16 protein-coding genes are annotated in these 14,246 nt (G+C 60.7%); 3 read left to right on the top strand and 13 right to left on the bottom strand.

Features of this window, described 5'->3' with window-relative positions; translation table 11 throughout:
• Positions 1-145: 145 nt before the first annotated feature.
• The 8 genes from ADJ70_RS05795 to rpsP form a co-directional block, all read right to left on the bottom strand.
• Positions 146-553 (bottom strand): kinase/pyrophosphorylase, encoded by a 408-nt coding sequence (locus ADJ70_RS05795; RefSeq protein WP_050344312.1) that lies wholly within the window; start codon positions 551-553, stop codon positions 146-148.
• Between the two features lie 70 nt (positions 554-623).
• Positions 624-2,717, bottom strand: a complete 2,094-nt coding sequence (gene glyS, locus ADJ70_RS05790) for a glycine--tRNA ligase subunit beta (RefSeq protein ID WP_050344311.1) — start codon at positions 2,715-2,717, stop codon at positions 624-626.
• A 1-nt stretch (position 2,718) separates the two neighbouring features.
• On the bottom strand, positions 2,719-3,639 hold the full coding sequence (locus ADJ70_RS05785; RefSeq protein ID WP_050344310.1) for a glycine--tRNA ligase subunit alpha: 921 nt from the start codon (positions 3,637-3,639) through the stop codon (positions 2,719-2,721).
• A gap of 37 nt (positions 3,640-3,676) precedes the next feature.
• Positions 3,677-4,258 carry a signal peptidase I gene (gene lepB, locus ADJ70_RS05780; RefSeq protein WP_050344309.1) on the bottom strand — a complete coding sequence of 194 codons (582 nt, stop codon included), beginning with the start codon at positions 4,256-4,258 and terminating at the stop codon, positions 3,677-3,679.
• Positions 4,251-5,003 carry a tRNA (guanosine(37)-N1)-methyltransferase TrmD gene (trmD, locus tag ADJ70_RS05775; RefSeq protein WP_050344308.1) on the bottom strand — a complete coding sequence of 251 codons (753 nt, stop codon included), beginning with the start codon at positions 5,001-5,003 and terminating at the stop codon, positions 4,251-4,253. Before trmD ends, lepB begins: the two co-directional genes overlap by 8 nt.
• Positions 5,000-5,491 carry a 16S rRNA processing protein RimM gene (locus tag ADJ70_RS05770; protein ID WP_172674452.1) on the bottom strand — a complete coding sequence of 164 codons (492 nt, stop codon included), beginning with the start codon at positions 5,489-5,491 and terminating at the stop codon, positions 5,000-5,002. Before ADJ70_RS05770 ends, trmD begins: the two co-directional genes overlap by 4 nt.
• A gap of 33 nt (positions 5,492-5,524) precedes the next feature.
• Positions 5,525-5,824, bottom strand: a complete 300-nt coding sequence (locus ADJ70_RS05765; protein WP_050344306.1) for a KH domain-containing protein — start codon at positions 5,822-5,824, stop codon at positions 5,525-5,527.
• Positions 5,825-5,829: 5 nt separating this feature from the next.
• Positions 5,830-6,153, bottom strand: a complete 324-nt coding sequence (gene rpsP / locus ADJ70_RS05760; RefSeq protein ID WP_050344305.1) for a 30S ribosomal protein S16 — start codon at positions 6,151-6,153, stop codon at positions 5,830-5,832.
• A gap of 342 nt (positions 6,154-6,495) precedes the next feature.
• On the opposite strand from rpsP, the gene ADJ70_RS05755 reads away from it, so the two are divergent.
• Genes ADJ70_RS05755 through dinB form a run of 3 tightly spaced genes read left to right on the top strand, consistent with a single transcriptional unit; the run spans position 6,496 to position 9,787 of the window.
• Positions 6,496-7,176, top strand: a complete 681-nt coding sequence (locus ADJ70_RS05755; RefSeq protein WP_050344304.1) for a response regulator transcription factor — start codon at positions 6,496-6,498, stop codon at positions 7,174-7,176.
• Positions 7,177-7,211: 35 nt separating this feature from the next.
• Positions 7,212-8,465 (top strand): cell wall metabolism sensor histidine kinase WalK, encoded by a 1,254-nt coding sequence (locus ADJ70_RS05750; RefSeq protein WP_050344303.1) that lies wholly within the window; start codon positions 7,212-7,214, stop codon positions 8,463-8,465.
• A complete protein-coding gene (gene dinB / locus ADJ70_RS05745) occupies positions 8,462-9,787 on the top strand; it encodes a DNA polymerase IV (RefSeq protein WP_050344302.1) in 1,326 nt (441 codons plus the stop codon). Before ADJ70_RS05750 ends, dinB begins: the two co-directional genes overlap by 4 nt.
• A 77-nt stretch (positions 9,788-9,864) precedes the next feature.
• Here dinB and rsfS read toward each other — a convergent pair whose 3' ends face one another.
• From rsfS to obgE, 5 genes are read right to left on the bottom strand one after another with little or no spacing between them, the layout of a single operon-like run.
• Positions 9,865-10,263 (bottom strand): ribosome silencing factor, encoded by a 399-nt coding sequence (gene rsfS, locus ADJ70_RS05740; RefSeq protein WP_050344301.1) that lies wholly within the window; start codon positions 10,261-10,263, stop codon positions 9,865-9,867.
• 4 nt (positions 10,264-10,267) lie between these two features.
• The gene (yqeK, locus tag ADJ70_RS05735) at positions 10,268-10,897 is read right to left on the bottom strand and encodes a bis(5'-nucleosyl)-tetraphosphatase (symmetrical) YqeK (RefSeq protein ID WP_050344300.1); all 630 of its coding nucleotides are present in this window, start codon (positions 10,895-10,897) and stop codon (positions 10,268-10,270) included.
• Complete coding sequence (gene nadD, locus ADJ70_RS05730) at positions 10,890-11,624, bottom strand: nicotinate-nucleotide adenylyltransferase (RefSeq protein ID WP_050344299.1); 735 nt, start codon at positions 11,622-11,624, stop codon at positions 10,890-10,892. Before nadD ends, yqeK begins: the two co-directional genes overlap by 8 nt.
• An 8-nt stretch (positions 11,625-11,632) precedes the next feature.
• Positions 11,633-12,757: a glutamate 5-kinase gene (proB, locus tag ADJ70_RS05725; RefSeq protein WP_050344298.1), complete on the bottom strand. Its 1,125-nt coding sequence runs from the start codon at positions 12,755-12,757 to the stop codon at positions 11,633-11,635.
• On the bottom strand, positions 12,750-14,207 hold the full coding sequence (obgE, locus tag ADJ70_RS05720; RefSeq protein WP_050344297.1) for a GTPase ObgE: 1,458 nt from the start codon (positions 14,205-14,207) through the stop codon (positions 12,750-12,752). Before obgE ends, proB begins: the two co-directional genes overlap by 8 nt.
• Positions 14,208-14,246: the final 39 nt, after the last annotated feature.

Below are 14,246 nucleotides of genomic sequence, written 5' to 3'. Positions count from 1 at the left end.
CAACCTCCGGGCGGTGATGCCTCAGCTGGCGCCACCGCCCAACATACAGTCTATTCTAGCAGTCTTTACGCTCGTCGCACATATCATCGCCCGTCGAGCCATCGCCCGTCGGCGCCTCTCTTACGCACATGCCAAGGACGTTGACCTAGCTGGTGACAGAGACCTCGTTGTCGCTCCTCCTGCCTGCCTCGTACTTGGGTTCCTCGCCGGTGAGCGTCGAGATGACCGTGATGGCAGGCCCCAAAAGATCGATGCTCGGGATGCCGCGACCATCGAGCTCTCGACGGATGTCACGACGAAGGTTGCGATCGACGATCGTGTGGAACACCGCCATCGGAACGTCCTCGGTGACGTTGTTGTCGAGATAGTCACAGACCATCCCCACCGACTTGACGTTGCCGAGCTGCTTGATGGTCACGACCTTGTCATTGAACTGGTCCGCCGCCGCCTCAACCACGCTCGCGGCCGTCTTGCCACGCGCGTCGGAGAGTACGAACACGACAGGAGTCACGTCAGCGAAAATGTCAATGTCATCGAGTGTGTCTTCGGACATCTACCCAGCCTCCTTACGTTTGGACGCCCGGACGCGACGAACTTGCCGGACCGGGCTACTGCTATGCTCGCTACCCCTTCTTGGAGAGCGCCCCGATATTGGCCACGTCGTCGAACACCGCTGCGAAGAGGTTGAGCAACTTGAGGCGATTCTCCCTTACAACAGTGTCATCGTCCATGACCAAAACGTCATCAAAGAACCGGTCGATTGGTTCTCTCAAATCGGCGAGAGCCTTGCATGCGGCACGGTAGTCGCGTTTACTCAACGCTTTCTTCACATCTGCGGACCCCCTGCGGCATGCCTCGAGCAGTGATCGCTCGGCGTCGCCCATGATGCCCTCGTCGATCTTGTAGCCCAGGCTCCTGTCAGCGAGGTGCGCGGCGCGGGCATAGGCCGTCGCAAGGTCCTCGAAGACCTCCGGCTCCTCCAGGCGGGCGCTGCCCAGGGCCTCGACCCTGTCCATGAACTCCATCGGGTCGATGACGCCCACCGACGAGACGGCATCGATGACGTCGGGAGCTGCCCCCTCCTCCCTGGCGATGGCGGCAAGGCGGCCGGCAAAGAACGCAGCCACAGCCCCAGCGACCCGCCCCCTGTCGAAGGAGAGGCCTTGCATCAGGTAGGAGTCAAGCGAGAGATCTATGAGCGCCCTTAGCGGGACCAGGGGCAGGGTGCGCAGCATCGCGATGGTGCCGATGGCGGCTCGGCGGACGGCGAAGGGGTCGGATGATCCCGTGGGAGCCTCGTCGATGGCGAAGACGCCACAGATGGTGTCGAGCTTGTCTGCAATGGCTACTGCCTTGCCGATGAGGTCCGAGGGAAGCTCGTCTGACGCGAAGCGGGGGCGGTAGTGCTCACGAATGGCCCGAGCGACCTCAGGCGGCTCACCCGCAGCCTGAGCGTAGTAGCCACCCATGATGCCTTGCTGATTGGTGAACTCGATGACAGTCTGGCTTACGAGGTCGGCCTTCGAGAGGTGCGCGGCGCGCTTGGCATAGGCTGTGTCCCTCTCGCTGGCGCCAGCCCTCCGTGCCACCTCAGCTGCGATCGCCTCCATGCGCTGGACCTTCTGCAGGACTGTGCCAAGCCTCTCTTGGAAGGTGACAGTCGAGAGCCTCTCGACAAAGTCCTCCAGAGGTCGCTTGAGGTCCTCCTCCCAAAAGAACTTGGCGTCGTCGAGGCGCGCCCTCACGACGCGCTCGTTTCCGTCGATGACGGTCGCGTCGCAGGCTGGATCGGCATTCGAGACGATCACGAACTCGCGCGTGAGCCTGTGATCCTTGTCGTATATCGGGAAGTAGCGTTGGTGCGAGAGCATGGACTCGCAGATGATCTCGGTCGGGACCTGGAGGAACTCCTCATCAAAGCGGCCAACCAGCACGTGCGGCCACTCGCAGAGGTTCACCACCTCATCGAAGGTGCGCTTGGGCGTGTCAACCTGCACGCTGGCGTGGGTCTGGACCTCAGAGATGCCGGCACGTATTCTCTGCGCACGCTCGACTTCGCCCATGACGTAGGCGTGGCGCAGTATCTGCTCGTAGTGGGCGGGGTCTGTGACCACGTGTTCGCCGGGCGCGAGCACGCGATGCCCGCGCGTGGTATTGCCGCTCGTGACGTCGGCATAGCCGAACGGCACGACCTCGCTGCCGAACAGCGCGCAGATCCAGCGTATGGGCCGCACGAAGCTCGCATGCTCAGAACCCCACCTTTGACTTCTGTAGTTTGGCCACTCAAGAGAGGCGATGACGCGCCTTGAGAGTTCGCTCAATATCGGCACGCTCTCTCTTGAGGGAACGAAGCGCTCTGCGAACACGTACTCTCGGCCATCGCCATCAACTCTACGAATGAGCTCTGTCGCGCTGATGCCAAGTTTTCGCGCGAAGCCCTCGGCAGCCTTGGTGGGAACACCGTCCTCACCGAAGGCGATCCTTGCGGCGGGGCCGCGCTTGACCTCTCGGATCTCCTCGGTTGCCGTGGCGAGATCCCTGACGATGACGGCGAGTCGTCTGGGTGTCGAGAGTGTCTTGATGCTACCGTGAGCGAGGCCGACTTCCGTAAGGCCCCTCTCGATGAGCGTGCCGATCTGGCCTTGGGCGCTCATGAGGGGTGCCGAGGGCATCTCCTCGCAGCCGATCTCGAGCAGAAAGTCCTTCGCCTCCGCCATCCTAGGCCACCTCCCCCGTGCGAGCGTTCTCGCCTGCCGCAGCGCCCGCCGTGGCGACCTCGCTCAGATAGGACTCGCAGCAGGCCTTCGCGATCGCACGAACGCGTAGGATGTAGTTGGCCCGCTCCGTCGCAGATATCGCGCCCCTCGAGTCGAGCAGGTTGAAGGCATGGCTGCACTTCATGACACAGTCATAGGCCGGAAGCGGCAGCCTATGCTCAAGGCAGGAGTGACACTCGGCCTCGTACTCGTCGAACTTCTCGCGCATGAGGCCGACGTCGGCGACCTCGAAGTTATAGATAGAGAACTCGCGCTCGTTCTCTAGGAACACAGTCCCATAGGTCATGGGCGTCCCGTCGGGCAGGTAACTCCAGATGATGTCGTAGACCGAGTCAACGCCCTGGGCATACATGGCGATGCGCTCGAGGCCATAGGTGATCTCCACCGGCACAGGATCCACCTCGATGCCACCGACCTGCTGGAAGTAGGTGTACTGGGTGACCTCCATGCCATCAACCCAGACCTCCCAACCCAGACCCCAGGCACCGAGCGTGGGGCTTTCCCAGTCATCCTCAACGAAGCGCACGTCGTGTTCGGCGGGGTCAAGGCCTATGGCCGTAAGCGATCCCAGGTAGAGTTCCTGGGAATCCGCTGGAGATGGCTTCAAGATGACTTGGAACTGATAGTAGTGCTGCATACGGTTGGGATTCTTTCCGTAGCGGCCGTCGGTGGGCCTGCGGCAGGGCTGCGGGTAGCAGGTGCGCCAGGCGGCGGGACCGAGCGAGCGTAGGAGCGTCGCGGTATGGAAGGTGCCAGCCCCCACCTCGCTGTCGTAGGGCTGCATCACGGTGCAACCCTTGTCCGCCCAGTACCGCTCGAGCCTCAAAATCATATCCTGAAAGGTCAGTATGTCGTCACCCATGCGTGCGTCTCTCCTCCTGAGACCGTCTTCTGTCTGTCTATAGCGTCCTGGCATCTTTGAACGGAAGGTAGATGAACAGCGCGTGCGAGCTGATCCTCGTCGTGCTCACGGCACCGAAGTAACGCGAGTCAAGCGAGTTCGTCCTGTTGTCGCCCATGAGCCAGACGCAGCCCTCAGGAACTCTATAGGGATATTTTATGCCACCCGAGAGGTTCGCGGCATGCTCCGTGAGCGCGTAGGTGGGCCTGCTCTTGGTGTAGGACTCCTCCTGCTCGACACCATCTATGTACAACTTGCCATCGTGTATGTCTATCGTCTGCCCTGACGTCGCGATGATGCGCTTTATGAGGGTCTCTCCCGATCCGTCAGGGTCGTCGAAGGTCACGATCTCGCCGACCTTCGGACTCGTGAAGCGGTAACTGATCTTCTCGCCTATCAGCTGATCGCCCACCTGAATCGTGTCGGTCATGGATCCCGTGGGGACATAGTAGACGCCAAAGACGAAGATCCTCAGGAGCACGAAGAGGATGAACACGAAGGCCACAGAGCCCAACCATTGGAGTAGCTCCCACAGAATGCCCTCCCTGCCACGCCTCGTCCCCGCGTCACCATCAGACATCTGTCGCCTCGCAATCCCGTTGCCCCAACGTCTCGTGGACGAGGCTCCACTCGTCCTCGCTGAGCTCTGCTCCCTCAAGGAGGTCTGGCCTCCAGCGTGCCGTGCGCTCTATGGAACTCCTGCGTCTCCACGCGCTCACGGCGCCATGGTCGCCAGAGAGCAGGACCTCTGGAACGCGCTCGCCCTGAAATGTGGCCGGTCTCGTGTACTGGGCATACTCGAGGAGGCCCTGCGAGAAGGACTCGTCCTTCGCGCTCCTGTCGTCACCGAGCACTCCGGGCAGGAGTCTCACGACGGAGTCGATGACCACAAGGGCAGCAAGTTCACCTCCCGTGAGGACGTAGTCCCCCACAGAGACGATCTCGTCCGCCAGCGCATACGCCCTCTCATCGATGCCCTCATAGCGACCGCAGACAAACAAGATTCTGTCAAAGCTCGAGAGCCTCTCGGCGTCTTTTTCCGAATAGCGCCTGCCACAGGGCGAGAAGAATATCACATGCGGCCGCTTCTTCCCCTGCCCCGAGATGTCCCTCACTGCCTCGAATATCGGTTCGCATTTCATGAGCATGCCCTGCCCGCCACCAAAGGGGGCGTCATCCACCGTACTATGCCTGTCATGCGTCCATGTCCTCAGGTCGTGGGCTACGAACTCGAACAGGGATCTCTGCCATGCGCGGCCCAGAATTGACTCGGACAGATACGGCTCGAAGACCTGGGGAAAAACGGAGAGGACCTCGAATATCATCCGTCCCGTCCCTCTCTTACGCCGTCAGGCAGGTTCACTACGAGCTCACCCTCGTTGTCTATCCCGAGCACATACTCCCCGACGACGGGTATGACGAACGTTCCCGTCTCACCCTCGATGGTCCAGGCATCGTTTGCGACGCCGAGCGTTACCTCGCTGATATGACCGATCTCCCCGAGGAGCAGGTCTCTGACTCGCCTGCCGACGAGCTCCCTCGCATCATGCAGCTCGAAGTCATCCGGCAGCTCGTCGACGGCTACAAGCAGCGTCCTTCCGACGAGCCGTGATGCGTGGGCGATGCTGTCCACACCCACGAGGCTCACGAGCCAACCGTGACCGTTGCCTCTCACGCGACCCACTACGAAGGAGCGAGGACCCTTCAGCCTAGGTGGAACGGCCCATACCCACATGCCGGGCCTGAGGTATGTACCGAGACCGTTGACATCAACTGCCACGATCTCCCCCTGCCTGCCATGCGTCTTCTCCACGCGGGCTATCGACCGATACCGGCGGGCCACCGTCTACCCGAGGACCTCGACCTCGACGGCCGTGCCGACCCTCGAGCCCAAGGCACGCGCAAGCGTTCTGATCGCCTTGATCGTGCGTCCGCGCTTACCGATGACGCGTCCGGCATCATCCTCGGCGCACGAGATCTCGATGAGCGCCGAGCCTTCCCCGTCCGTCACGTCGAGGGACACTCGGTCCTCGTCGGTCACAAGTCCGCAGACGATATACTCGACAAGATCGGCGACCCTGTCACTCGGCAAGCCCTGCTCTGCCTGTCCAAGAGGAGCCCCGCTGATCGCAGCTTGTCCGGCCACGGGAGCTACTCCGTGCTCTCGTCAGAGCCAGCCGAAGCTTTGGCGGCGGCCTTCTTGGAGAGCTTCCGCTTTTTCTCGGGGGCGGGCGTGCCATTCTTGACGATGTCAATCAGGTGCGACACGGCATTTGAGGGCTGCGCGCCCTTGGCCACCCACGCATCGACCTTCTCGATGTCGATATCAATGGTCTTGGGATCGGACAGGGGGTTGTAGCGTCCGACGAGATCGATGTAGCGACCGTCACGGGGCATGCGACCATCGGCCACGACGATACGATAGTATGGACGCTTCTTGGCGCCATGACGGGCAAGACGGATCTTCACTGCCAACGTAGTACTCCTTAGATCGCGCGGCGCCTCGGTAGATAGGTTATGCGCCGCATCACCACACGGGCGTCGCATCATGATAGGCCATGCGATAACGGAACATGGCTGCAGTTTTTGTGAACTGTCTGTGACCGATGGGCAGTCCTCGACAAGGGGCATGAGTCCACGTATGTGCAGGGATAGAGGGCGTGCAAGACCCTTCGGACGGAGGGAGCTTCATCGGATCTCCCGTAAGTCTACGAAATTTAGTACGAACATTTAAGGCCAAATACAGTCTGGAGGGGTAGAATGACCGAAACGGGTATTATCAGGTACCCAAATGCATGAGACAGTTGGAGGTAGAGCATGAACATTCTTGTTGTCGAGGACGAGAGGAACCTCGCGGACGCGATCGTACAGATCCTCATCGATGACCATTTCAACGCCGAGGCCGTCTATGACGGCAATGCGGGCCTCACAGCCGCCCAGAGCGGCCTCTATGATGCGGTCGTGCTTGACATCATGCTTCCGGGCATCGACGGCATTCAGATCGTGAAGGAGCTCAGGCACTCCGGAAACTCGATTCCAGTCCTGATGCTCACGGCCAAGACGTCAACCGGAGACATGGTGCAGGGCCTCGATGCCGGAAGCGACGACTACATGACCAAGCCCTTTGAGGCTCCCGAGCTGCTCGCGCGCGTACGTGCCCTTACCCGCAGGCAAGGCGACGTCGTCATCGACGAGATCACCTTCGCCGATCTCAAGCTCGATCTGACGACCCATGACCTGTCCTGCGGTGAGCATAAGGTTCACCTGTCGGGCAAGGAGTTCGCTGTCATGCAGATGCTCATGAGCTCGAACTCCCGTGTCGTCTCGAAGCAGGATCTACTCTCCCGCGTCTGGGGCACAAGCGGAGACGCCTCGGAGAACTCAGTCGAGGCGTACATCTCGTTTCTGCGCAAGAAGGTCAGTCACATCCATTCGCACGTGCAGATCACGACTCTGCGCATGCTCGGCTACCGTCTCGAGGACTTCAGCGAGGACTAGTGACCTCCCTGTGAGCAGGAATTCATGGAGCGTTGATGCTTAAGCTACTAAAGAGGAAGTTCATCATCTTTGTCACGGGACTCGTGAGCCTCGTGCTCTTGGGGGTAGTCGCATCATCGCTCTGGTCTTCCTACCTCTCTGTGCAGAGCTCGATAGACTCGGTGCTTGAGGAGGGTCTCGAGACGCCGCTCACGGAGGCGCCATCTGGCAGGAGCAGAAACCAGAGCAACTCCGGCCTGTTCGTGGTGACGGTCGAGACCTCGTCCTCGGGCATCGTGCTCGCGACGAGCAACGCGTCGCTTTCAACCAAGCTCCACGATCTCGACCAGATCATAGCTGAGTCCTTGGATGTGGAGAAGGGCCGCGGCTATGCCTCGGATCTGGGCATCGCCTGGAAGTCCCGCAAGCTCCAGAGCGGCAATGTGCTCATCACCATGGTCAACGCAGGTGATCTGTACCAATCTTGGGAGAGGCAGTCTATACGGAGTATCGCCTCCTTTATCATAGCGCTTGCCGCCGTGGCTATCATTTCTGTCTATCTGGCCGATTGGGCGACGGCGCCTATCGAGGAGGCCTTTCAGAAGCAGCAGCGCTTCGTGGGAGATGCCTCTCACGAGCTCAAGACCCCGCTTGCCGTCATTCTTGCTAATGGTGAGATCCTTATGAAATCCCATGAGCTCTCGGCAAAGGACAGGCGTTGGGTAAAGAGCATCTCAGACGAGGCGGAGCACATGAAGAGTCTCGTGGGAGAGCTTCTTCAGCTTGCCCGGACGGATGAGGGCCTGGTCGACTCCTCCTCGTTTGCCTTCCGGATGGAGAGCATCGACTTCTCGGATATGGTCGGGTCTGCCTCCCTTGAGTTCGATGCGCTTGCCTTCGAGCGTAACTGCACCATAGAGACTGAGCTGCAGGAGGGAGTGCTCGTAAACGGTGATCGCGAGTGGGTGGATCGCCTCGTTAAGATCCTCATGGATAACGCCTGTAAGTATGCGTACGATGGAAGTCAGATCACTGTCAGGCTCACGTTCGAGAAGCGAAAGAACGCCCGTCTCTCCATCACCAATAGGGGGGAACCCATCGCGCCTGAAGACCTCAAGCACATCTTTGACCGCTTCTATCGATCGGACAACTCCCGTTCTCGCACCGACTCTCCCGGTGGCTTTGGTTTAGGACTCGCCATTGCACGAGGTATCGCGGAGGCCCATGGCGGCACGATCTCTGCGACGAGCACGACTGAGGAGGGTACGACGTTCTCCGTCACTCTGCCCGCCTCGCTCAATGTCACATGAGTGAGCCACTCGGGACAGCCGGGGCAGGCGCTTGGAGAGGGCCTGCAATAGGCCTTCTCGATCTCGACGCCTTCTTTGCCTCAGTCGAGCAGCTCGATCATCCCGAGTGGAGGGGTAGGCCCGTAATCGTGGGTGGGTCTGCCGAGAGGCGTGGGGTCGTATCGACGGCCTCCTATGAGGCGAGGCCCTATGGCGTCCACTCCGCCATGCCCTCCTACCAGGCGATGCGCCTGTGTCCTGACGCCATCTGGACGCAGGGTCGCTTTGCCCGCTACCGTGAGCTGTCAGCCAAGGTCATGTCCCTCATAGAGCGAGAGACCCCCCGCGTGGAACAGGTCTCCATCGACGAGGCGTTCTTCGACGTCACGCCCGGGAGGTATTCGAGGGAGGATCCTGTCCTCATATGCAAGAGGATACAGGAAAGGATCAGTGATCTTGGTATCAGCTGCTCCATTGGACTTGGGCAGAACAAGACCGTCGCCAAGATTGCCTCAGAGCGCGATAAGCCCCATGGGCTCTGTGTCGTGATGCCGGGACAGGCTGCCGAATTTTTGGCCCCACTCCCTGTTGAGGCACTGAGCGGCGTTGGGCCCTCAACTAAGGACCGCCTGAAAAAGATGGGTATCCGTACGCTTGGACAGCTTGCGCAGGCCGAGGTCGAGAAGATGCGTCGCGTCTTCGGTGTGCACGGGCCCAAGATGGTCCAGCGCGCAGCGGGCCGGGAGACGAGCAAGGTCACGAGCATCGCTCACAGGAGCACCCCAAAGTCCGTCTCAAACGAGAGGACCTTCTCCCATGACCTCACGAGCCGAAGGGATGTAGAGGCCGCCATCGCGCATGTGAGCGCGCTCGTAGGCACACGTCTGCGCTCGAAGGGGCTCAGGGGAGGAGAGGTCACGCTCAAGCTCAAGTTTGACTATGAGCACACGCGTACGATCCAGCGCCCGCTCGTTCCTGAGACCGATGACGAGAGAGACTTTGGTCGGGTGGCGAAGGAGCTGCTGAGTGACCTGTGGAGTGAGGGCACACCCGTCAGGCTCGTCGGCGTCATGGTGAGTGGGTTTGGCGGCGAGAGGTCTTCCACGCAACTGGCGCTCTTTGACGTAGGCGATGGACAGCCGAACCAACCTCCCGTGTCGCGAGGGCGGGACAGCGGCCGTGACAGGGACGCGAAGAGGAGGCTCTCTGAGGCCACCGACAGCATACGGAGCCGTTTTGGAGCAGGGGCACTCACCTTGGGATACGACCTGCGCCTCAAGGATACGCTCTCGGACACGATCTCAAACAACCACGACGGCATGTCCGAGATGCCTGGATCGTGAGGGAGACGAGGGTGGCCCAGTCATCGCGCACGCGCAGGGCGACACGCGCCTCATCTTTTGTGGCTTTCTCCCCCAACCTAGGCGGGTTTAGCGTCACTCCCAAGGCCGAGAGGAACGCGAGGCGCCTCGCCCCAGAGCTTCTCGAGCCTAAAGTATTCCCTTGACTCAGGTCTGAACACGTGCACCACAGTGGCGCCATAGTCGATCAGCACCCAGCTCGAACCCTGTCTGCCTTCACTTGAGATGGGATGCAGCTCACAGTTTTTCGCGACCTTCTCCCGGATGCCATCCACGACGGCATCCATCTGGGGTCTGTTCTGGGCAGTGCAGATAAGGAAGTAATCGCAGACATTAGAGAGTCCAGAGAGGTCGAGTGCCAGTATGTCCGTCGCCTTCTTGTCATCTGCCGCAAGGGCGGCAACTCTCGCTACCTCAAGCGGTGCTGCGATCCCCTGTCGTACGTCCTGTTTTCCCATGCCCCTAGGCACCTCGTTTCAAGACCAGCTCATTGTACACGTCTATGGTACCCGGGTAGAGGTATCGTCGCGTATTCACAACGTACTCGATGCCCGAGGAAAACATGAAGACGTACACCTCACCCAGATCTTCGCCCCGTGCCACCATCTCGCGGACGTGCTCTATCGCGGGGGCGGGCTTTCTCAGCGGCTCTATGCCGTCAGCCACGAACAGGATCTTGTCGAGTGCCGTCATGTCGGCCGAGCCCACCGTATGCAGGGAGATAGCCCTGAAGATCTCGGGGGGGAGCTTGGGATAGCGTGTGGGCAGCGTGAGTGCGGCCGTGAGGCCATGGAGGAGCGGTTGGACGAGTTCGAGGTCGACTCCCATGTCAATGCCCAGTTCAATGGCTCGCTTCACTTGCTCATCCGCCGAGAGGACCTTGTCCCAGTCGTGGAGTATGCCTGCGCATCGGGCGGGGAAGGGGTCTGCACCATAGCGTATGGCCATCGATTCTGCCGTCTTGGCAACCGAGAGCGAGTGCTCATAGCGCTTGGGCCTCACGTCACGCATATGGGCAGCCAAGTCCGCCTCGAGCTGCACGATGGTGGTTTCCTGCTCTTCGCTGTAGTGTGGCCGCGTGTCTTCAGTCATGCGATGTACCTCCCTGTGCTCCTTCGTGCGAGGATCGTACGCCATAGAGCTTATGCTTGTGGATGTAGCCTGTCACGACGTCAGGCGTGAGGTACCTCAGGCTCTGCGAGGCAGCCACGCGTCTCCTCAGGTAGCTGGACGAGATGGCCAAGGCCGGCACCTCAAGGTAGATGACGTCAAAGTTATAGGGAGAGGCGCTGATGACCTGCTCGGCATGACTCAGGTCATAGCCAGGACGCGTGGCCGCGACGAGGGTGGCAAGCTGCGCTATACTGCCGGCATCCCTCCAGGTCACGATGTCAGTCACAGCGTCGGCTCCCGTGATGAAGTAGATTCTCACGTTGTCTGGATAGATGGCGCGAAGGCGCTCGAGGGTGTCTGCGGTGTAGGTGATGCCCTCGCGGTCCACCTCAAAGTGCGAGGCCGTGAAGTGAGGGTTGTCAGAGGTCGCAAGCAGGGTCATGGCATAGCGATCCGCGCCGGGACTCACCTGCGCGTCCTGTTTGAAGGCGGGATGTCCCGCAGGCATGAACACCACCACGTCAAGGGCGAGGTCTCCGAAGGCCTGCTCTGCGGTGACCAGGTGACCGTTATGGATGGGATCGAAGGTCCCGCCCATGATGCCAAGACGGTAGCTCCGACGGGGATCTTCACCCAGAGGGGGAAGGTCACCTCTCTCAGCTGTCACCCGTACGACCGTCTTGATCTGAGTTGCCACATCATCCATAGCTGTCCCTAGAAGACAAGCAGGTCATCACGGTGAATGGCAGGCCAGCCCGCCTTGTCAGAAACAAAGCGCCCAATCACGTCGAGCCTGAGGCCCCGATAACGCCTCAGCTCATCGGCAGGATAGCGTACCACCCCCCTACCGATAAGCGTTCCGTCAAGAGACTGAACGTCGACGACGCTTTGCTTCGAGAAGTCTCCCTTGACCTCCCTGATACCCACGGGTAACACGGAGGCACCCTCATGGAGGACCGCGTGCACTGCGCCCCCATCCAACACGATGCTTCCCTGAGGAAGCTCGGCTGTTGCCAGCCAGAGCTTGCGCGCTCCCTCGTGGCGGGCGGCTGGCGCGGCCTCAATGCGGGTTCCGACTCTCTCGCTGTGAGCGGCGCGAACGAGCGCGCCCTCTTGCCTGCCCTTGCAGATGACCATGGGTATCTTGGCTGCGAGCGTGATGCGACCAGCCCGCAGCTTCGTTCGCATGCCGCCGGTTCCCATGACAGAGCCGGCATCCCCAGCCATGGCCTCAACCTCGGGCGTGATTGCATCGAGCGTGTCGACGATGCGTGCCGCAGGATCAAGAGCTGGATTGGTCTTGTAGAGTCCATTTACGTCCGAGAGAATCACATAGAGGCTGGCATTGACGATGGTCGCGACAATGGCACCGAGCGTATCGTTATCACCAAAGGTGAACTCAGCCACCGATACCGTGTCATTCTCGTTGACCACAGGTACCGCGCCAAGGGCAAGGAGCCTCCCGAGGGTGTTCCTCGCGTTGAGGTAGGTCTGTCTGTCAGCAAGGTCCCTACGAGAGAGGAGGACCTGGCCAACGGCGATGTCATGCCGTCGAAACGCCTCGGCGTAGACCTCCGTGAGGGTCGCCTGCCCAGCAGACGCGCAGGCCTGGAGCGTCGGGATGTCATCGGGTCGCGCGTGCAGTCCGAGGTGCCTGAAACCGGCTGCCACAGCGCCTGATGTGACGAGGATGGGATGGTAGCCCTCATGTACGAGCTGGGCCATCTGATCTACGAGCGATCCCACGAAGGCCTCATCCACGCCACCATCGGGGCCGATCAGCGTGGAGGAACCCACCTTGGCTACGATGACATGACTTGTGTCGAAGATGTCACCCATCAGCGTTGTGCTCCCCACCGTGGCACAGCGTGCCCTCGCTATCGAGGCCAGTACAAGCACGTGCACCGACAGCTGTGGGCTGGACCGCGTCCGCACGCTTTCCCTTGCACCCACCCGCATCGTCGGCTCCCTCGTAGGTGAAGGCAAAGCCGAGGATGCGCACCTCGTCTCCCTCGGCACAACCTGCCTCGGCAAGCGTGGCGTCAAGACCCAAGCGCGCGAAGCGGTGCTGGAGGTAGGCGACGGCCTCGTCGTTATCCCAATCGGTCTGTACGACCATACGCTCGATCGCGGGCCCACTCACACGCCAGACATGACCCGATTCACGCGATATGGAAATTTCGCGCTCACGCCTCTGGCGCATCCGCTCGAGTTTCTCACTTAGTTTCTCGGCTACGTCACTTTCTCTTACGGCTGCCTTTCTGAGCCGAGAGACCTCTGAGGCAGTTGCGTTCATGAGCGTATCGAGACCGGCACCCGTGACGGCGGAGACCTCGAAGAAAGGTTTGCCATCCGTCTTGGCAACAGCTCGCAGACGAGAGATGGCTTCATCAATACCCGGCATGTCGCATTTGTTGGCAACAAGCACCTGGGGACGCTCGGCAAGCTTTGGCGCATAGGCTGCGAGTTCCGCATCGATCGTACGATAGGCCTCCACGGGGTCTGCGCCCTCGTAGCCCCCAGTTATGTCGACCACGTGCAGGATGAGGGAGCTGCGCTCGACATGACGCAGGAACTCATGGCCAAGTCCCCTACCCTTACTCGCTCCCTCGATAAGCCCCGGAACGTCCGCGATGACAAAGGATGCCCCGTCTTTCGTGCGAACGACGCCGAGGTTGGGGATGAGTGTCGTAAAGGGATAGTCGGCAATCTTGGGCCGGGCGGCAGTCATGCGGGCGATGAGCGAGCTTTTTCCCACCGAGGGAAGTCCCACGAGGGCGACATCCGCCACAAGCTTCATCTCGAGCTCTATCCAGTGCTCGCGCGCGGGCTCCCCTTTCTCGGCAAAGGCCGGAGCCCGACGAACCGACGTCACGAAATGGACGTTACCCTTGCCGCCAACACCGCCAGGCGCCACCACGACACGCTGTCCCGGCTCAGTGAGATCAGCTATCTCATAGAGCACCGCCATGGTCTTTGGGTCGAGCTCCCTCACCTGTGTGCCCACGGGAACCTTGAGGACGAGGTCTCTTCCGTCAGCGCCATGGCGACGGGAACCTTGACCATGCGTGCCACGACTGGCTTTGAAGTGATGCTTGAAGCGATAGTCAATGAGGGACGAGAGCTGTAGATCGCACTCGAGGACAACGTTACCGCCGTTACCGCCATCGCCGCCGTCAGGACCACCCTTCGGCACGAAGGCCTCACGACGAAATGACATGCAGCCAGCTCCGCCGTCACCACCCTTGACGCTGATTCGAGAGAGGTCGGTAAAGCTGTTCGTGGGCATGGATCTCCTCTCCTAGCTACCCGTATGATACGGCATCCT

This window comes from Olsenella sp. oral taxon 807, from assembly GCF_001189515.2.
In the GTDB taxonomy this organism is placed as follows: domain Bacteria; phylum Actinomycetota; class Coriobacteriia; order Coriobacteriales; family Atopobiaceae; genus Olsenella_F.
This window is presented reverse-complemented; position numbering and strand designations above follow the sequence as displayed.